20 protein-coding genes are annotated in these 19,503 nt (G+C 35.5%); 11 read left to right on the top strand and 9 right to left on the bottom strand.

Features of this window, described 5'->3' with window-relative positions; all coding sequences use genetic code 11:
• Positions 1 to 49: 49 nt before the first annotated feature.
• Positions 50 to 655: a hypothetical protein gene (locus HME9304_RS01950; RefSeq protein ID WP_123877311.1), complete on the top strand. Its 606-nt coding sequence runs from the start codon at positions 50 to 52 to the stop codon at positions 653 to 655.
• A gap of 854 nt (positions 656 to 1,509) precedes the next feature.
• Here the strand turns inward: HME9304_RS01950 and HME9304_RS01945 are convergent.
• Positions 1,510 to 2,337, bottom strand: a complete 828-nt coding sequence (locus HME9304_RS01945) for a zinc-binding alcohol dehydrogenase (protein WP_112376990.1) — start codon at positions 2,335 to 2,337, stop codon at positions 1,510 to 1,512.
• Positions 2,338 to 2,396: 59 nt separating this feature from the next.
• On the opposite strand from HME9304_RS01945, the gene HME9304_RS01940 reads away from it, so the two are divergent.
• Positions 2,397 to 3,230: a glycosyltransferase family 2 protein gene (locus HME9304_RS01940; protein ID WP_112376989.1), complete on the top strand. Its 834-nt coding sequence runs from the start codon at positions 2,397 to 2,399 to the stop codon at positions 3,228 to 3,230.
• Here HME9304_RS01940 and HME9304_RS01935 read toward each other — a convergent pair.
• Positions 3,212 to 4,015: a glycosyltransferase family 2 protein gene (locus tag HME9304_RS01935; RefSeq protein ID WP_112376988.1), complete on the bottom strand. Its 804-nt coding sequence runs from the start codon at positions 4,013 to 4,015 to the stop codon at positions 3,212 to 3,214. The genes HME9304_RS01940 and HME9304_RS01935 overlap by 19 nt on opposite strands.
• A 199-nt stretch (positions 4,016 to 4,214) precedes the next feature.
• Between HME9304_RS01935 and HME9304_RS01930 the strand changes: the two genes are divergently transcribed.
• Entirely contained in the window at positions 4,215 to 4,889 is a 675-nt protein-coding gene (locus tag HME9304_RS01930; RefSeq protein ID WP_112376987.1) for a class I SAM-dependent methyltransferase, read from the top strand.
• Here the strand turns inward: HME9304_RS01930 and HME9304_RS01925 are convergent.
• Both HME9304_RS01925 and HME9304_RS01920 read right to left on the bottom strand, forming a co-directional pair.
• Positions 4,851 to 5,924, bottom strand: a complete 1,074-nt coding sequence (locus HME9304_RS01925; RefSeq protein WP_164674711.1) for a glycosyltransferase family 9 protein — start codon at positions 5,922 to 5,924, stop codon at positions 4,851 to 4,853. The two genes, HME9304_RS01930 and HME9304_RS01925, sit on opposite strands and share 39 nt — an antisense overlap.
• A 10-nt stretch (positions 5,925 to 5,934) precedes the next feature.
• Positions 5,935 to 6,750 (bottom strand): 2,3,4,5-tetrahydropyridine-2,6-dicarboxylate N-succinyltransferase, encoded by an 816-nt coding sequence (locus tag HME9304_RS01920; protein WP_112376985.1) that lies wholly within the window; start codon positions 6,748 to 6,750, stop codon positions 5,935 to 5,937.
• A gap of 98 nt (positions 6,751 to 6,848) precedes the next feature.
• Here HME9304_RS01920 and ruvX point away from each other — a divergent pair, with 98 nt between their 5' ends.
• From ruvX to HME9304_RS01905, 3 genes are read left to right on the top strand one after another with little or no spacing between them, the layout of a single operon-like run.
• The gene (gene ruvX, locus HME9304_RS01915; protein WP_112376984.1) at positions 6,849 to 7,259 is read left to right on the top strand and encodes a Holliday junction resolvase RuvX; all 411 of its coding nucleotides are present in this window, start codon (positions 6,849 to 6,851) and stop codon (positions 7,257 to 7,259) included.
• Between the two features lie 6 nt (positions 7,260 to 7,265).
• On the top strand, positions 7,266 to 7,856 hold the full coding sequence (gene def / locus HME9304_RS01910) for a peptide deformylase (RefSeq protein ID WP_112376983.1): 591 nt from the start codon (positions 7,266 to 7,268) through the stop codon (positions 7,854 to 7,856).
• Positions 7,857 to 7,911: 55 nt separating this feature from the next.
• Positions 7,912 to 8,343 carry a DUF5606 family protein gene (locus HME9304_RS01905; RefSeq protein ID WP_112376982.1) on the top strand — a complete coding sequence of 144 codons (432 nt, stop codon included), beginning with the start codon at positions 7,912 to 7,914 and terminating at the stop codon, positions 8,341 to 8,343.
• On the opposite strand, the gene HME9304_RS01900 is transcribed toward HME9304_RS01905, so the two are convergent.
• Genes HME9304_RS01900 through bglX form a run of 3 tightly spaced genes read right to left on the bottom strand, consistent with a single transcriptional unit; the run spans position 8,344 to position 12,788 of the window.
• Complete coding sequence (locus tag HME9304_RS01900) at positions 8,344 to 9,918, bottom strand: family 20 glycosylhydrolase (RefSeq protein WP_112376981.1); 1,575 nt, start codon at positions 9,916 to 9,918, stop codon at positions 8,344 to 8,346. It lies immediately after the preceding gene.
• Position 9,919: 1 nt separating this feature from the next.
• The gene (locus HME9304_RS01895) at positions 9,920 to 10,573 is read right to left on the bottom strand and encodes a GDSL-type esterase/lipase family protein (protein WP_112376980.1); all 654 of its coding nucleotides are present in this window, start codon (positions 10,571 to 10,573) and stop codon (positions 9,920 to 9,922) included.
• A 10-nt stretch (positions 10,574 to 10,583) separates the two neighbouring features.
• Complete coding sequence (bglX, locus tag HME9304_RS01890; protein WP_112379695.1) at positions 10,584 to 12,788, bottom strand: beta-glucosidase BglX; 2,205 nt, start codon at positions 12,786 to 12,788, stop codon at positions 10,584 to 10,586.
• 156 nt (positions 12,789 to 12,944) lie between these two features.
• Here bglX and mazG point away from each other — a divergent pair, with 156 nt between their 5' ends.
• The 5 genes from mazG to HME9304_RS01865 all read left to right on the top strand — a co-directional run bounded on the left by mazG (position 12,945) and on the right by HME9304_RS01865 (position 17,664).
• Positions 12,945 to 13,718, top strand: a complete 774-nt coding sequence (gene mazG / locus HME9304_RS01885; protein ID WP_112376979.1) for a nucleoside triphosphate pyrophosphohydrolase — start codon at positions 12,945 to 12,947, stop codon at positions 13,716 to 13,718.
• Positions 13,719 to 13,803: 85 nt separating this feature from the next.
• The gene (locus HME9304_RS01880; RefSeq protein WP_112376978.1) at positions 13,804 to 15,171 is read left to right on the top strand and encodes an MATE family efflux transporter; all 1,368 of its coding nucleotides are present in this window, start codon (positions 13,804 to 13,806) and stop codon (positions 15,169 to 15,171) included.
• A gap of 38 nt (positions 15,172 to 15,209) precedes the next feature.
• Entirely contained in the window at positions 15,210 to 15,437 is a 228-nt protein-coding gene (locus HME9304_RS01875) for a hypothetical protein (protein WP_112376977.1), read from the top strand.
• A gap of 2 nt (positions 15,438 to 15,439) precedes the next feature.
• Positions 15,440 to 16,009, top strand: coding sequence for a phosphatase PAP2 family protein (locus HME9304_RS01870; RefSeq protein ID WP_112376976.1), 570 nt, complete (start codon positions 15,440 to 15,442; stop codon positions 16,007 to 16,009).
• Positions 16,006 to 17,664 carry an ArnT family glycosyltransferase gene (locus tag HME9304_RS01865; protein ID WP_112376975.1) on the top strand — a complete coding sequence of 553 codons (1,659 nt, stop codon included), beginning with the start codon at positions 16,006 to 16,008 and terminating at the stop codon, positions 17,662 to 17,664. The genes HME9304_RS01870 and HME9304_RS01865 overlap by 4 nt, the downstream gene beginning before the upstream one ends.
• On the opposite strand, the gene HME9304_RS01860 is transcribed toward HME9304_RS01865, so the two are convergent.
• Positions 17,661 to 18,533, bottom strand: a complete 873-nt coding sequence (locus HME9304_RS01860) for a lysylphosphatidylglycerol synthase transmembrane domain-containing protein (protein ID WP_112376974.1) — start codon at positions 18,531 to 18,533, stop codon at positions 17,661 to 17,663. The genes HME9304_RS01865 and HME9304_RS01860 overlap by 4 nt on opposite strands.
• A complete protein-coding gene (locus HME9304_RS01855) occupies positions 18,514 to 19,476 on the bottom strand; it encodes a glycosyltransferase family 2 protein (protein WP_112376973.1) in 963 nt (320 codons plus the stop codon). The genes HME9304_RS01860 and HME9304_RS01855 overlap by 20 nt, the downstream gene beginning before the upstream one ends.
• Positions 19,477 to 19,503 lie beyond the last annotated feature (27 nt).

Raw genomic sequence — 19,503 nt, 5'->3', positions numbered from 1 at the left:
GAGCCTTAATTCTATTAAAAGTTTAGTAAATGGAAATGAAATGGTTTTTATGATAAACTCTGAGATAAACAAGCCTTTATTTTTTTCAAATAAAGAAAAAGCAGAGGGATTCAGTCAAAATCTCTCCGTTATTAAATTATTAAATACTAAATATGGAAGTATTCAAGATGGATTAAGTAAAATTCAAGGGGTTGAAATCTCAAACAAGAATATTCAGGGAGTCGCTAATAAAAGTGTGAATCCAACATTTACTATTGCTCGTTCACATTTATTAAATATACCTAAGTATACTATAAGTGTTTTTAGTAGGTGGAGTACTAGACATTTACTTAGTAATCAATGTACAACAGGTGGAATTGATTTTGACAACGAAATAAGCTCTGTTTCTGTCGATGCAGGTTTGGAAATTCAATTTTTTGAAGACCCAGATTATAAAGGCAAATTATTATGGATTAGCGCGATTAACGAACCTCTTTATATAGCCAATTTGAGGGACTTAAAAAAAGAGTATACCAGAATAGTCGATGGAGATTTATGGTCAGGTTCTCAGTGTGGATGGGCTTGCAGTTCATGGAACGATAAAATCACTTCAGTCAATGCTTATAAGACTAGCTTTAGTTCTCTTCCTAGAAATACATCAAATACATGTCCATAACAAAAGGCTATATTAAACCTCTTCAACTATTTAAATAGTTGGGATTAATTTTATTGTTTTAAAACTAATCTTCCCCAGTATAAGATATTGTGAACAATATCTTATACTGGGATTTTTATATTAATCTAAGTTTATAAACTCATTTTATGATGCTTCTGAACGATGGATGAGTATTCAAAATCATAATCTTTTGATAATATATAACTTTTCTTAGATTTTAGTTTGTAAGGGAATACGTCCATAACAATTTCGTTAAAACGGAATTAATGTAGGGCATTACAGTTAAAAAATATGTTGGGTAGAACTTTAAGCTTTTACGTCATTGATAATACTACTACTTTTCAATGTTATACTGGAAGAAGGTTTTAAATTTATTTTGTTGTGATTTAGATTTACCATATAGTTGATGCCTTTTAAAATTTTTGGGTGTAGATTTTTAAATTGCTCAGTCACTGGAAAACCTGAAATAATTGTAGAAGTTGTACCAATAGATTCCTAAATTTATCAATTAAAAATAAGCAGAATTTGCGTTGAACAATTCTAACGGGTAGAATATTATCATCTTAAACAAAAATTTTGGCAAATCTCTTAGGTTGGTCTAAAATAGTGTCATTGGCGTTACAGCTAAATCTGTGATATCATAAGCTGCATCAGACAACTTTTGTAACATGATGTTAGTATAGTCTAGTTTTCGACCAAACGAATAAATTTATGGAAATCTATATTTTTTATGAATCCATATATCTTTTTCAGCAATTTTTCGTTTATGATATTACAACCCGTACATTATCCTCTTTGAATGGGAAAAAGATTGAATTTCCTCTTTCAGAAAATTTATACGATTATTAATATCTTCAATCAACTAACTTATGCTTTAAATTAAAATAATCACTCAATACTTGCCATTGGACTCTATTTTTATCTTCTATAATATTTATTTTTTTCAATGATACTTTTTGAGAACGTAAAATGGGTATGGGTTCTTTTGTAAAAACTTCTGATTTAAAGGACTCTGTACCTTTTAGTAATGACATAGCCTTAAACCATAAATCATCCGCTTTTGGTGCAAGTAACATAAAGAGTTTTTTATCGTAAACTTTTTCATGCAGAGAGTTGATAGGATATAATATTCCACCAGCTCCAATTGGTAATAACAAAGAATTATTTTCACAGGATTTTTCTATAGAATTCCATTTTTTATACGCAAGTAATTTGCCATTATTATCATATGTTATATATCTTGCCTGATTTGCTATAATTTTTCTAGGATATTTTTTATGCTCCATATATAAGTTTTTTAGCCAATATTTATTGTAAATCATATCATCGTCACACGTGACTATAACAGTATTGATAAAAAGTTTAAGAGTTTCGACCAATTTCCTATGTGAACTTCCATAATTGGAATATTTAATTACGAATATTGATCCAGTTAAATCTCTAAGATTTTTTGGTATTTGGTTTTTTAGGTCTTCGTGCAACCAAAGAATAAGCTTTTTGGGCAGAACATTTTGATTAAGAATACTTAAAATAGTAATATGAACAATATGTAATCTAGACGGTATAGAGGCTAATGAAACAATAACCGGTACCTGTTCTTTTCTTGAAGTTGATATTTTTTTGAATATGAGGGAGAGCCTTAATTGATGAAATAGAGAAACAGGTATTTCTTTTAGTTTCATTATGCTGTCTTTAAAATTCAAAATTAAGCATAACGAATAATATTTCTATTTTTGTCGAAATGAATTTAGAAGAAAAAGAAAACCCTAAAATTTCTGTTATAATTAGCACGTATAATTCAGAGGAATGGCTACAGAAAGTATTATGGGGTTTTAACAGTCAACTTTTTAAGGATTTTGAAGTTATTATTGCTGATGACGGCTCTAGACCTAAGACCAAAGAACTATTGCAGTGTGTTTCAAAAGAGGTCTTTTACAATATAATCCACGTTTGGCAAGAAGATGAAGGTTTTCAAAAATCAAGGATACTCAACAAATCTGTGGAGGCCTGTAGTGCCGAATATATTATTATGACCGATGGGGACTGTATTCCAAGAGAAGATTTCACTGAGGTACATTATATCAATAAGGAGAAGGGTTATTTTATTTCTGGCGGATACTATATGCTTCCCATGAATATTTCCAAAATGATTACAAAAGAAGATATTGAACAACAGAATTGTTTTAATATCCAATGGTTGAAAGAAAAAGGAGTCCCAAAAACATTTAAGAACAATAAACTAACGGCAACAGGATTAATCTCTAAATTTCTAAATACATTTACACCGACCAATGCAAGTTGGAACGGGCATAATTCTTCAGGATGGAAAAAAGATATTCTAAACGTGAACGGCTTTGATGAAAGAATGCAATATGGCGGACAAGATAGAGAACTCGGAGAACGGTTATTTAATTTTGGAATCAAATCCAAGCAATTAAGATACAGTGCCGTTTGTGTACATTTAGATCATAAAAGAGGTTATAAAACGCCTGAATCAATAGCCAAAAATATAGCCATTAGAAAAGAAACAAGAAATAAGAAATCCGTTTGGACCCACTATGGCATTACTAAATAGTAAGCGAGTTTGTTTTTCTTTTCCAAACGTTTTAGTTCTTTGGACCTTTCCAAAACTCCCAAAGCGTTTAAGTAGGAAATTATGATTCCCCTTTTTCCATCCAAAAAACCTAACCTTAAAAAGTAATGGTTAAAAAATTTCCACAATGGTTTGGCAATCATAGAAAAGTAATTGAATTTCTTTTCCTTGTAAAATGCTTCTTTTGCCTTTAACTGACCATAGCGCAACATCTTGCCTTTATAGTCATTATAGTCTTTATAGCAATAGTGGGTAAGTTTTTCTTTAAGAATACAAGATGTACCATCAACTTCCAATGTTTCATGAACTATCTTTTTATCGGTAAATCTAGCCTTGCTCTTCCTGAATAATCTGTGGTTCTTGTCCGTCTGCCATCCACTGAAGTTAAGCGGCTTATTTTGGAACATGAATTTACGATAAAACCAATAAGCTTCACATGCCTTGGGACTGTTTATAGTTTCGATGATTTCATTTTCAAGCTTGTTATTAACGACCTCATCTGCATCTACAAAAAGTATCCAATCATTGGTAGCTTGTTTTAGCGTAAACGATTTCTGTGCCGTAAAGTTCTCGAACGGATTCTGAATTACCTTTACATTTGGGAGTTTTTTTAAATATTCGTAGGTGCCATCAGTGCTAAAAGAATCCACTACGATTATTTCATCGGCAAATGATATGGAATCTATACATCTTTCAATGTAACCCATTTCGTTGTAGGTAATAATCAATGCAGATAATTTCTGTTTTGAGTTGCTCAATGGAGTCATATTTATTGGTATGGGGAATTATGTTGTAAAATTATAACAAAAAAATAGGGTAAAAATTGTTTGCCGTATTATTTTCTTACAACAACTGAAAACTTTAAACTCCTACTTTATTTGATTAATTTTAACATCTTAGGTTGTTATTATTGAGATAAGAAATAAATAAAAGGTTGCTTTATATTTGAACAAATTCTTTTATCGAATGAAAACCATATTCTTAATACTTGCACTTATAGTCATTCTTTTTTTGATTGGAAAGTTAATTAAGCACAAATCATTGTATCCTTTTATGCCTTTTAAATATGATTTTAGGAAAAGAAGGGACACATTTTCCAAAACAATGGAAATAATGAAAGAATTAAATGCGCACACTATTGTTGAAACAGGAACTTCAAGGGAAGGTTTAAAAGGGGCTAAGAGCAATGGCGCTGCGACAATAGTTTTTGGTAAATGGGCAAAGGAAAATATGGCTTTTGTCCATTCAGTTGATATAAACGAAGAATCCATAAAAAGTGCCCAAAAAGAGGTCAATCGTCAAAATTTACAAGATTTTGTCAAAATTCATCTTTCTGACTCTTTGGAATTTCTTGAGGGTTTCGATAGAGATGTAGATCTTCTCTATTTAGATAGTTACGATTATAGTGGTGATATCGAGATTCAAAGGAAAAGCCAACAGCATCATCTAGAAGAATTTAAAAGGATAGAACATAAATTGCATGAGAATTCAATTGTTCTTATAGATGATTGCAATTTACCAAACGGTGGCAAAGGAAAACTCGTGATAGCATATATGTTGGAAAGAGGCTGGAAAATTCTTATGGAAGAATACCAGACCTTATTAGTCAGAAATCACATAATCTTCGATAAAATTTCGTAATTGTGCCTTAAAAAAACGAGGTCTAAAAGTTTTGTAGAGTTCTAAAGAATTCTTCTTTCGGTATTTAGCCGGTATTTTCAATATGTCTGAATTATAATCAGAAAGATGAACAGCTTGGTTGGCATTATTATCATTGAAAGTAAGCCATGCCTGTTTTGAAATCCAAGGCGAGAAAATTGAAAAATTCGGAATATCTAGAGCTTTTGAGATGTTACTCGCCCCCCCCTCATTGCCAATATAACCATCGCATTGACTTAATAAGCCAATAAAAGCTCGTAGAGATCTGCCAAATATCTTCTTATTAATGGCACGCTTTGATTTCTCAGAGCAGAATGAAAGTAATTCTTCTACAGCTTCTTTTTGGTTCGGTAAATAGTTTAACAGAAAAATAACATCAAAGTTCTGCACAATGAAATCCAAAGTTTCCGCGAGGTATTTTAAAGGATAACTTTTACTTTGTCCACTACCAAGAATGCCGACCATAATTACTGGTTTGGATTTTTTAATCCCATGATTTGCCAGAGTTTTTTTTGCAAGATGTACTTCCTTCTCCAAAAGATATATTTTTGGGGCCAAATTTGGCTTTTGCAGTTCCTTTATTATCGGTGTTAATAGTAAAAGTCTATTTTCAATTGCATAGCCCAGTGTTGTGTCTTTGTTTTTTGAATAACTAAACAAATGAGTATAAACAAATTTTGAATACCACTTTTTATAAGAAATCCTAAGATCAGCTCTCGAAAAATAACTAATTAAATTACTTTCCAATTTACAATAGACATCGATAGTAACATCATACTTTTCCTTTTTGATTGATTTTAAAAACCTATAAAAAGCAAGTTGGCTATTTCTATATCTATTCTCGAAAAGGATTATTTTGTCCACATAAGGATTGCCATCAACGACTGCCCGAGTGTTCTCATTGATTAGAAAGTGTACTTCAGATTCGGGATAATGGCTTTTTAGATGCTCACAGAGAATTGTGCTTGCTAAAACATCTCCTACCATTTTTTGCTGAATTATTAAAAACTTCTTCAATATCATTAATTTAAACAGCAACGCTATGTTCCCTTAGGGCGTCGTTCAGTGATGTTTTCTTATTGGTACTTTCTTTTCGTTTTCCAATGATTAAGGCACATGGAACTTGGAATTCCCCCGCAGGAAATTTTTTGGTATAGCTACCGGGAATAACAACTGATCTAGCTGGAACCCTGCCCTTTAGTTCAGCGGCTTGCTTTCCGGTAACATCAATTATTTTGGTAGAAGCGGTCAAAACCACATTGGCTCCTAAAACTGCCTCTTTTTCAACCCGTACTCCTTCAACAACTATACATCTAGATCCAATAAAGGCATTGTCCTCAATAATTACAGGAGCTGCTTGCAACGGTTCCAAAACGCCACCAATGCCTACTCCACCGCTTAAATGCACATTTTTCCCAATCTGTGCACAACTACCTACAGTTGCCCAAGTATCCACCATAGTTCCTTCATCTACATAAGCCCCAATATTTACATAGCTGGGCATTAAAATAGTACCTTTTGAGATATAGGCACCGTGTCTTGCAACGGCATGTGGCACAACACGAACACCTTTTTCTTGATATCCTCTTTTCAGCGGAATTTTATCGTGATATTCAAAAATACCGGCTTCTAAAACCTCCATCTTCTGGATTGGAAAATAAAGAACCACAGCTTTTTTGACCCATTCATTGATTTGCCAGCCTTCGCTGGTTGGTTCGGCACATCTTAATTTTCCTAAATCTATCAAATTAACGACTTCCCTAATAGCCTTTTGGGTTTCTACTTTTTGTAATAAGTCCCTATTTTCCCAAGCTCTTTCTATCTGCGCCCTTAATTGTGTCATTTTTAAAAATTTTGACAAAGATAATCTGCAGAATAGAATATCGGCCAATATTTTAAGCGCATAACATATTTAGGTTTATTTTTGCCAAAAATATACACTTGGCAAGAATTTTAGCTTTGGATTATGGAAAAGTAAGAACTGGTATTGCAGTTACTGATGAGCTTCAATTGATTGCTTCGGGACTTACTACGGTCGAAACAAAAAACTTAATTATATTTCTTAAGGATTATGTGAAAAATGAAACCGTTGAAAGCTTTGTAATAGGACTTCCTAAGCAGATGGACAATACACCGTCTGAATCAGAAAAGCTTATTCAGCCCTTAGTGAAAAAGTTATCGATTGAATTCCCTACTATAAAAATGGAACGCCAAGATGAACGATTTACATCAAAAATGGCCTTCCAGTCAATGCTGGACAGTGGAATGAAAAAGAAAAAAAGACAAAATAAAGCTTTAGTCGATGAAATAAGCGCCACATTGATTTTGCAAGCATATTTGAACAGAATTTGATTTTTTATGATTTTACCCATAGTTGCATACGGAGACCCTGTATTGAGGAAAGTTGCAAAGGATATAACAAACGACTATCCTAAATTGGAAAGCTTGATAGATAATATGTGGGAGACCATGTACAATGCGCACGGGGTTGGTCTGGCGGCCCCACAGGTGGGATTACCGATTCGTTTATTTTTAGTCGATACAACTCCTTTTTCAGACGACGAAGATTTGAGCGAAGTAGAGCAGAAAGCATTGAGAGGATTTAAAAAAGTCTTTATCAATGCCAAGATTGAAGACGAATTAGGAATTGAGTGGGATTTTAACGAAGGATGCCTTAGTATACCGGATATTCGTGAAGATGTTAAACGGAAACCGGAAATTAAGATCAGTTATCTAGATGAAAATTTCAAAGCTCAAAAAGAAACCTACAATGGACTTTTGGCAAGAGTTATTCAACATGAATATGATCATATTGAAGGAATACTTTTTACGGATAAACTTTCTTCGTTAAAAAAACGACTTTTAAAAAATAGGTTGGATAAAATTTCCAAGGGGAAAATAACCGTAGATTACAGAATGCGTTTTCCCAATATTAAAAAAGCACGTTAAAAAAAATGGTGTTTAGGAATAAAGTATAATTTTGCGCCCATAAAAAATTATTTAGATGGCATTGGACAAGATTTTATCCATTGGTGGCAAGCCAGGACTTTTTAAATTATTGACCCAAACAAGAACCGGTTTTGTTGGTGAATCCCTTTTAGATGGAAAGCGCGTAACGGTAGGAATGCGAAGCAATGTTAGCGTGCTATCCGAGATTGCTATATATACCCTTGAGGAAGAAGTTCCGCTACGAGAAGTATTTCAAAAAATCAAGGACAAGGAAGATGGAAAAAAAACAAGTGTTGGTCATAAGGCAGAGAAAATAGAACTGGAAGAATATTTCTTTGAAATTTTACCTGATTATGATGAAGATAGGGTCTATGCCAGCGATATCAAAAAAGTGATTCAGTGGTATAACATTCTTATTGAAAATAAATTGGATGATTTTTCCAATACCGAAGATGAAAGTTCTGTAGAATCCAACGAAGAAGAATAATCAATCTTCCCAATCAACAGATTTGGTTGGATAATACTTGACGCTCATTCGTTGTAAAAAGGGTACTTGATTTGCCAATCGCTTCTTATAATCCTCCCAGTCCAAATTTTTTGAACTGGACCATCCTAGTTCGGCATAACCTATTGCTCTTGGGAAAGCTAAATATTCCAGCTCACCAATGTTTGAAATGGTCTCTGACCAAAGAGGCGCTTCAATACCAAGAATGCTTTCTTTTGGCAGTCCTTCAACATATGTTTCCGGATTCCATTTATAAGCAACGTCAACTGGTATAAATCCAGCCCAATCCAGCCCATGTTTGGAAAGTGAATCATATTTCATGTCCAAATATGCTTTTATGGCCGGCGATAAAATCACTTTACTGTTATTTTCGGAAGCTTTTAAAGCATTTGCCGTTGTATTCCAATGTTGGGCAATACTTGTGGAATCTATATTCCCTTCAACAATTTCATCCCAACCAATCATTCGTTTGCCATGTTTTTGAACAATTTTTTCAACTTTCTCCACAAAATTTATATAATCTTTCTTCTTTGTGACATGGCTCTCATCGCCGCCTATATGAAAATATGGTCCTGGTGAAATGGATGCAATCTCACCGATAACATCATCCAAGAAAGCGTAGACCGTATCTTTTTGCGTTGCAAAAGTACTGAAGCCGACCCGCGTGCCAGTATAGGGCTTTATAATCTTTCCATTCCCGTTTAAAAATGAATAGCTTAAAGAAGCGGCGTTAGTGTGGCCTGGCATATCAATTTCAGGTATTATGGTGATATGCCTTTCTGCAGCATAGCTTACCAATTCCTTATAATCTTCCTGCGTATAAAAACCTCCGATGCCACCACCAACTTCCGTCTGGCCGCCGATTTGTGTTAGCTTGGGCCAAGATTTTATTTCTATGCGCCATCCTTGATCATCCGAAAGATGCAAGTGCAGTGTATTGTATTTATAATAAGAAAGTATGTCCAAGAATTTCTTTACTTCTTCAATAGTAAAAAAATGTCTGGCAACATCAAGCATGATCCCTCTATATTCAAACTTGGGTTCATCAAAAATTTTTCCTGAAGGAATCAACCATAAAGGATGGTCGGTAAGCGTATCGTTACTTGCCTCGGGAATGAGTTGTCTCAAAGTCTGTATTCCCCTAAAAGCTCCTGCAGCGGTTTTTGCGTTCAAAAAAATCGAATCTTTTTTAATGTACAGTTGATATGATTCAGGAGTTTTTAAATTTATACTATCAGACTGGTTGATGTATATTATTTGAGCTATTGGATTATTTTCATTTATGCTATTTACATTGATGTCCAAGCCTGTTTTTGTTTTGATTTTGTTTGCCAAAAACGCACCTACATTTTTAAATTGTTCATCATCTTGAGAAGTGTAGATGACCGTATTTTTAGATAACCCGAATGCTGTTTTTGTTGGAATAACTTTTACGGGTTTTGGAATCAAGTAATTTTTGGAGAGATCCGTAGGAGGATAATCAATTTCTTTTTTTGGTGGTTGGCAGGCCGCCATAAAAGTGATCGCTGTTAAAATTAATAAGGCTTTTGGTAGCATTTTAGGGATTGGTTGTATTCATATAATTTTTGATTACTTCGTACCATAGGTCATATCCTTTTGCATTCATGTGCAGCCCATCCTCGATAAAGAGATCTTTTTTTAGTTTTCTTCTATGCAACATGGTGGTCCAGACATCAGCGTAGAAAACCCTTGGCGTATTTAAGGCCAACTTGTTCAGTCGTTTATTCAGCCGTTTGTATCGTCCTCTAAGATGCCATCTTGAAATACTTGGCTTAGCAGAGATGAGTACAATTTTTATTTTTGGATTTCGCTCTTTCAGAATATGAATTATCCCTTGCATCGTCTCAATGATAACATTGGGTCTTTTTTTTGCGAAGATATCGTTATCGCCCTCGTAAATAAATACTTGACTTGGATTGTAATCCAAAATCAATTCGTTTAAAAAGAGTTTTAGGTCAGATGTTTGTGATCCTCCGAATCCTGTATTAATGATTTGGTCTTCTGGAAATTGATCTTGTAAATTTCTCCACATCCGTATACTGGAACTGCCTGTAAAGACTATAGTTTCCTTTTTGTTGTCCCAAATTGAATCTATTTTGGCCTTAATCTCATTTACCTCTTTTGCAAAAGGAACTATTTCCTGTGCTTGAAAGGTAGTTATGAATAGAAAAAAGAAAAAAAAGTATCGCATCCCATCAAATTTAATCTATTAAGAACGAACCGGTGAGTCCTTCTTGTGAATTGGTACCTACCATAATGTCAAACCTTCCAGGCTCAACGATAAATTCATGGTCATTATTAAAAAACCCTAGCTCTGAATCCGTCAAAACAAATTTGATTTCCTTTGATTCACGAGGGCTGATTTTTATTTTTTGAAAACCTTTTAATTCTTTTACTGGCCTTGTAACACTTGCAACTTTATCATGGATATAAAGCTGTGCCACTTCTTCACCTTCCATATCCCCTGAATTGGTCAATGTAACAGAAACCTTAACATTTTTTTGATCGGAAGTATCAATCTTTAAATTTGAATAGGTAAAGTTTGTATAACTCAATCCATAACCAAATGGGAACAGGGGCTCATTTTTCTCATCGTTGTAATGGGACCAAAAAACATTGGGCTCCTTAATGGGTCGACCTGTATTAAAATGATTGTAATAAATTGGGATTTGCCCCAAACTTCTTGGAAATGTCATCGGGAGTTTCCCACTTGGATTATAATCCCCAAACAATACTTTGGCGATAGCGTTTCCTGCTTGGCTGCCCAGTTGCCATGTTTCTAAAATAGCCGGAATGTTTTCAGCTTCCCAATTAATGGTAAGTGGTCGACCGTTCATTAAAATCAAAACTATGTTTTTGTTTACCTTGTAGACTGCTTTTAAAACATTCAATTGCAACCCTGGTAGGTTAAGTTTGGTACGGCTACGAGCTTCTCCGCTCTGAAAACCATGCTCCCCCAAGACCATAAGCACTATATCTGATTCTTTGGCCAATGCCACGGCTTCATCGATTCCGGAAGTATCTGTTTCATTGATCAAAACATTTTCGAGGAAATTGGCACTATCATCAAATACCTTGGGTCCTTGCAAATAGTTTATCTCATTGGAATATGCCTTTAAGCCCTCTAAAACAGAGACGGCTGTATTGTCATCGGAGCCCAAACGCCAACTTCCCAAAGGACTGTTTTTATCGTCTGCCAAATCCCCAATTACAGCTATTCTTTGTTGGTCTTTTTTAATTGGAAGTAGATTTCCCTCATTCTTTAAAAGTACCATGGATTTCAAGGCCATATCCAATACAGCTTCTTGGTGGTCTTTATGATAAGGACGCTCTCGTTCTCTTTTTTCATCGCAATAACGGTAAGGATCATCAAATAACCCTAATTCAAATTTCACCTTTAGAATTCGACGGACAGCATCATCGATTAGTTTTTCGTCAACTTTTCCTTCTTTTACGCTTTCGACCAAATGGTTTACATAAGCATAGGATTCCATGTCCATGTCACACCCTGCTTTGACCCCCAATTCAGAAGCATGTTTCAAATCATTGGCAAATCCGTGCGGCACCATTTCGCCAACGGATGCCCAATCTGAAATTACAAATCCTTCAAATCCCCACTTTTGTTTCAATATATCGCGTTGCAAAAAAGTGCTTCCGGTTACGGGAACACCGTTTAAAATATTGAACCCGTTCATAACGGTCTTTACATTGGCATCTACGGCAGCTTTAAATGGTGGCAGTATAGCATTGAAAAGTGTGGAGGTCCCTATGTCCACAGTATTGTATTCCCGCCCGGCCTCTGCAAAACCGTAAGCGGCAAAATGCTTGGCACAGGCAGCTATTGTATTTGGTTTGGAAAGGTCATCACCTTGAAATCCCCTTACTCTTGCTTCTGCTATTTTAGCACCTAAGTATGTATCTTCTCCAGCACCTTCCATAACTCTTCCCCAACGTGCATCCCTAGAAATATCTACCATGGGAGCAAAGGTCCAGTTTAGTCCTACTGCAGAAGCTTCATCCGCCGCAATTCTTGCAGAGTTCTGGATGGCTTTAAGGTCCCAGCTTGCGGCTTCGGCCAAGGGGATAGGCGCCAATGTTTTATAACCGTGGATAACATCATATCCAAAAATTAAAGGTATGCCCAAGCGTGTTTCTTCAATAACCAATTTTTGGAGTTTCCTCACCTCTTTTGTACCGGTTACGTTTAGCATGGAGCCTACCAAACCTTGTTTTAAGTGCTGGTATTTTATTTCTGCATTGCCTCCCTGTGGTGCAGGACCGGTCACATCCCAAAATCCATTGTATTGGTTCATTTGGCCAACCTTTTCCTCTAAGGTCATTTGGGATAGTAAGGAATCCACTCTTTGGTCTATTGTATTTTTTTGGGCCATAATCGTATTGTTCATGGTTGCAAAATAAAGTGAAATTATGCAAAGGTTCTTAATGAAATTTTTTATGTCATGCAGATATGTTGAAAAAGCAGTTGATAGTATTCCCAAATAAGCCAAAAAACAATGGTTCGCTAAAGTACGGTCTTTGTATTTTTAGATAAAACTTTTTTGATGAATCCAAGATCTGATCAGCTAGAGGCTTTTGATAGACTATTGACCATAATGGAAGAATTAAGGGCAAAATGCCCGTGGGACAAAAAGCAGACCATGCAGACACTCCGTCACTTAACCATTGAAGAAACCTATGAGTTGGGGGATGCTATCTTGGAGAACGATTTGGATGAGGTAAAGAAAGAGCTCGGGGATTTGTTGTTGCATATTGTTTTTTACGCCAAAATAGGCTCCGAAACGAACAATTTTGACATTGCTGATGTAGCAAACGAAATTTGTGAAAAATTGATTAACCGACACCCCCATATTTATGGTGACGTAAAGGTCAATAGTGAAGATGAGGTTAAACAGAATTGGGAAAACATAAAGCTTAAAGAAGGTAAAAAAAGCGTACTGGAAGGTGTGCCCAATGGTCTACCTGCATTGGTGAAGGCTAGTAGAATCCAAGAAAAAGTTGCCGGAGTGGGTTTTGACTGGGAACATCCTGAACAAGTATTTGATAAAGTAAAGGAGGAACTTTCAGAACTTCAAGAAGAAATAAACTGGGCCAATAATGATAAAATCGAGGCCGAGTTCGGAGATGTTCTATTTTCTCTTGTAAATTATGCCCGTTTTTTAAATGTCAATCCAGAAAATGCGCTGGAGCTTACCAATAAAAAATTCATTAAAAGATTTCAATATTTGGAAAAAAAAGCCAAGAAAGCTAAAAAATCATTAAAGGACATGACACTGGCAGAAATGGATGTTTTTTGGGAGGAGGCCAAGCATTTATAGGCACTTCTTTCTTTGAAAAAGTACATAAATGCATATGATGATATCCCGCCAATCCAATTATCTTTACAAGCTTTTAAAATAAGTTTTGTTTCAGCAATATACCAAAGAGTTCGTTTATAACCTTAAGCTTGCATATCCTGTTATTCTGGGGATGTTAGGGCACACATTTGTTGCATTTGCCGATAACATTATGGTGGGGCAATTGGGAACTGCAGAATTAGCGGCCGTATCACTGGGCAATAGCTTTGTGTTCATTGCAATGTCCCTGGGCATTGGTTTTTCAACCGCAATAACCCCTTTGGTTGCAGAAGCAGACGGTGCAGGCAACAAAGCGGACGGTAAAAGTGCATTAAAACACGGATTGGTATTGTGCACCATGTTGGGACTTTCCCTTTTTGGAATAATCCTATTGTGCAAACCACTTCTGCACTATATGAGACAGCCGCTCGAGGTGGTTGAGCTTGCTATTCCTTATTTGGAATTGGTGGCTTTCTCTTTGGTTCCGCTCATTATTTTTCAAGCTTTAAAACAATTTTCAGAAGGTCTTTCCCAGACAAAATATCCAATGTATGCTACTATTTTGGCCAATGTGGTTAACATAACCATCAACTATTTATTGATTTTTGGCTCTTTTGGTTTCCCAAAACTGGGTATTGTTGGAGCGGCTATCGGAACCTTGGCATCACGTTTTATTATGGTCGCTTACATATGGTTTTTATTGAAACGAAAAGATAAATTTAAGCCATACGTAACCGAAATCAATTTTAGGATAATTGAAAAGAAAGTAATCAGTAAAATCATAAATCTAGGATTTCCATCAGCGTTACAAATGTTTTTTGAGGTAGCCATATTTACAGCGGCGATATGGTTGAGCGGTGTGCTTGGCAAAAACGCCCAAGCTGCCAATCAAATTGCATTGAATTTGAGCAGTATGACTTTTATGGTGGGAATGGGTTTGAGCGTAGCCGCGATGGTACGGGTTGGAAACCAAAAGGGATTGCAGAATTTTAAAGAACTCAGAAGAATTGCAGAGTCCATATTTTTTCTGACATTGCTATTGGAAATTGTATTTGCCGTACTTTTTTTGATAGGCAGATTTTGGTTGCCAACGATTTATTTAGATGTTGATGACATAATCAATCAAGCAGACAATACAGAAGTGATTTTTATTGCCGCCAAATTACTATTGGTCGCTGCATTTTTTCAGATATCAGATGGAATTCAAGTTGTGGTTTTAGGGGCGCTCAGAGGATTGCAAGATGTGAAGATTCCGACCTTGATTACATTTATAGCATATTGGTTGATAGGCTTTCCCATAAGTTATTATTTTGGGCTGTTCACTGAATTTAAAAGTTCGGGGATTTGGATGGGATTATTATTGGGACTTACCGCATCAGCAGTAATGTTGTATATTCGATTCAATTATTTGACCAAAAAGTTGATCACAAATTAAATTTTATTCCTAAACTATCAGAATCCAAAGTTCAAAAAATGGAGTTACCTAAATTTCTCTTGGGCGATAATACCGATCATCCCAATTCAATCTTTATAGTACATACGGAATATCCACGATTTATCATCAATCTTGAAAATGATGAAGTGGAATGGTTGGAGGAGTTTTCCAAAGAAGATGAAAAAGAACTTTCCGAAGAAGCAGAAAATCTGATAGAGGCCGCTACTTCTTTTTATGATAGGGAAGTTGCCAGATATGATTCGTAACAATGCTTGAAGAGCTTATACAGCAGGATAAAGAACTTTTCTTGTTCTTAAATGGATTGGGAACCCAAGTTTGGGACGGTCTTTGGCTAATTATTACAAACAAGTTCAGTGCAATTCCCCTTTATGCTTTGCTACTTTTTTTGGTCTACAAACATTTAGGAGCAAAACACACACTTGTCATTTTGATTTTTGTGGCGTTACTGATTACCGCAACGGACCAATTGGCCAATTTCTTTAAATATGGTGTACAACGACTAAGGCCATGTTATGACGAAGAAATAAATACAATGGTGAGACTGGTCAAAAAATCCTGCGGTGGAAAATTCGGATATTTTTCAGCACATGCTTCCAATGCAATGGCCTTAGCATCCTTTTTTTCGGTTATATTGGGTTCTCGGATAAAATACATATCCATATTTTTGATTATCTGGGCAGTTTTAGTCGGTTATAGCAGAATTTATATTGGAGTCCATTTCCCTCTAGATGTGGCTACTGGAATGGTAATAGGTGCTGTTTTTGGTTGGTTGTTTGCCAAGTTGGCTATATTTGCATTCCAAAAATTCGGACCTTGATATCATCTCTAAGATATTGGTTTTTACTTTTTCTTGTTATTCTGGTGTATATCACCGGAATGTTCGTGACCCTTTTTGAAAATGATTCCGCGCAGTTTGCCGTAATGGCGATGAGAATGGTGCAGGAAAATGATTTTTTCACGCTCATCAAAGGCACTGAAGAATATCTGGACAAACCCCACATGCATTATTGGTTGGCCGCCTTGTCTTTTAAAATTTTTGGAATTCATGATTGGGCGTATAGAATACCGGGAATCTTAGCGACCTTGCTTGGAGCCTATAGTTGTTACGGTTTGGGAAAATTGCTCTATAATATTGATATTGGTAAGTTTTCCGCATTAATTTTTATGACTGCCCAAACTATTGTCCTTTCCACAATTGATGTTCGTACAGATGCTGTTCTGACAGGGTTTACCATATTCGCCATCTGGCAATTGGTAGCTTACATTGAAAAAAATACATTTTGGAATATTATATTGGGAGCCTTTGCTGCTGGGATAGCTTTTTCTACTAAAGGCCAAATCGCATTGGTGGTCATCGGTATTTCAATCTTGTGCCATCTTGCCTATACCAGAAAATGGAACCGATTGTTCAATTGGAAGATTTTCATTGCATTGTTGGTATTTGGGATTACTATTTCTCCGATGCTTTACGCTTATTATTTGCAGTTTGATCTTCATCCTGAAAAAGTGATACGCGGAAAGAGTGCTAGAAGCGGTATTTTTTTTATTTTTTGGGAGCAGAGCTTTGAGAGATTGAGTGGAGAAGGTGTAGGCAAGAACAGTAATGATTTCTTTTTCTTTTTTCATACATTTTTATGGGTTTTCTTGCCTTGGACCGTATTGGCTTTGATTGCATATTGGCGTCGTGTAAAAACGTTTTGGAAACTACGGTTCAAGTACAGACCACAATTTGAATTTTTAACCTTGGGTGGCATCACAATATTATTTTTTGTAATAAGTTTTGCCCAGTTTAAACTTCCCCATTATATAAATATTTTGATTCCGCTGTACGCAATACTGGCTGCATCCTACTTACATAGTTTATATAGGCACTCAAAAGATTTGGTTATAAAAGGGCTTTTGGGTATTCAATATTTTATTCTTAGTCTAGTCTTCATTTTTTCGCTTTTGGTGTGTTTCCATGTTTTTAAATTTCAAAATCTTCACAGTTATTTAATTCTATTGGCACTGCTTGCCACTATAGTATATTTCTGTTTAAAGCGGGAAGAATATTATATGCGGATTATCACATTGTCGGTATATAGTTCTTTATTGTTGAACGGAGTTATGAACGCACATTTTTATCCAGAACTGTTAAAATATCAAGCAGGTTCTACCATGGCCAAAAAAGTTTATGAGCATGGGATTACCGTAAACAATGTTTACAAAATCTCAGAACGCCATACTTGGGCATTGGATTTCTATAATAAAAAGCCTGTTACAATTATTTCGCAATCAGAATTGGAAAGTATCGATGATGCTTGGGTCTATGTGACGGGTAAAGAATTGGAGCAACTTCGTAATTCTGGAATCCGTTGGAGCGAACAAATAACCGTGGACCAGTTTCGGATTACTAGGTTACAGGTAAAGTTTCTGAACCCTCATACACGTCATAAAATACTGAACCAAATGCATTTGGTGCATATCGATTAAGAAAAGGTTTCCAGTTTCGGTTTTTTAAAATGGTAGAGTATCCCAAATAATGAAACTACAGCGGTAATCAGAAAAAATGTAAAACTGATACTGATAGAAATGTTCGGGTCCAATCCCAACCATTTTGCACCATATAGAAAAGTTACCTCCCTACTTCCTATTCCACCAATTGTTAAAGGAATTACGGATATTATTGAAGAAACCAAAAAGATAAATAGATACTCAAAAGTATATAACCCTATACCAAAAGATTTTAAAATACAAAGAACACAAAAAACTTGGGACAATTGAACAAACGTTGAATATCCTATGGATTTCCAGAAAATGGGCATGGTATATGAAAAAAACTTTTTGTGCAAAAGACAAAAGACTATTACACTTATCGGAATACCAAACAAAAATATCCATGAAAAATCCTGAAATAAAACAGTGTTCACAAAAAGCCCAAAAGCACATGCATAAATAAAAATCAATAGCATACCGCTTAAACGGTCCAACAATAATACCGAAACGACTTTTTTTGTTCCCGATCTATATTTTTTCTGAATTACATACCCCTTGTAGGCATCCCCACCTATACCGCCAGGAAGAAAGAGGTTGTAGAACATGCCAAGCAGGTATAATTTTAAATTGCTGAGTTGGGAAATATTTACTCCAATCTGATGAAAATAAAGATTGAGTCTAAACGATGATAAGATTTTGGAAATGACAAAAAGTGACATCCCTATGAACAAATAGAAAGGATTGCTCTTTTTTAGGGTTTGGACGACAGCTTCAAAATCAATTTTAGTGAAAATAAAGTAAATCAAGACCGCACTAATACTGATTTTCAATACGGTAATGAGCCTTTTACGCAGCTTTTCCTTCACCTATTGTAATTTTTTTGACACGATATGGTCTTTTTTGTTGTGATTCGTAATAGGTACGGATAAGAAGTTCCATCACAATACCAATGGTGAAAAGCTGAATACCCCCCAAGATGAACATCATTCCAAATATGAGCAAAGGTCTACTACCTATATCCTCGCCAAATCCAAGTTTAACAATGAGCAGATAAATGTTTATTAAAAATCCTAGAATGATAAGTAAGACACCAAAAATTCCAAAAAGATGTATGGGTCTTTGAAAATACTTTCGGATAAAAAGCAACAGCATCATATCTGCAACTACTTTAAAAACCCGTTCCAGTCCGTATTTGGATACGCCAGCATGGCGTGCATGGTGTTTTACGGGGACTTGTTTTATTTGTGCACCTTCCAAATATGCCAGTAAAGTGATAAAACGATGCATCTCACCGTAAAGGTTCAACCCCTTGGCAATATCCTTGGTAAAAACTTTTAGGGCACAGCCATTGTCTTTAATATCAAGTTTAGTGACCCTTCGAACCAAGAAATTTGCAATTTTTGAAGGTATTTTTTTAACAAGCGAATCTTTTCTTTTTTGCCGTATGCCCGTTATTAAATCATATTCGTCACCAATGGCATATTCCAGCATTTGTGGTATATCAGAGGGGTCGTTTTGCAAATCACCGTCCATGGTGATAATATATTCACCCTCGGCGTAATCGATGCCCGCTGCAAGCGCCAAACTCTGTCCGTAGTTCTTTTTGAGTTCTATGAGGTGTACCTTTTCATCATCCATTCCCTTGGCAATACTTCTCGTATTATCGGTAGAAAAATCATCAATATAGATTATTTGGTAATTGTAACCGGATAGGCTTTTATGGATTTTTTCAGTCAATAAAACCACATTGTCTTCTTCATTATATAATGGGACAACTATGGAAAGTAGTGCGTCGGTGACAGTGCTCATGTATTGGCTTATAATCTGGGCAAATTT

Origin of the sequence: Flagellimonas maritima, from assembly GCF_003269425.1 — a bacterium.
GTDB classification, from domain to species: domain Bacteria; phylum Bacteroidota; class Bacteroidia; order Flavobacteriales; family Flavobacteriaceae; genus Flagellimonas; species Flagellimonas maritima.
The sequence above is the reverse complement of the archived record's forward strand: the minus strand, read 5'-3'. Positions and strand labels throughout refer to the sequence as shown.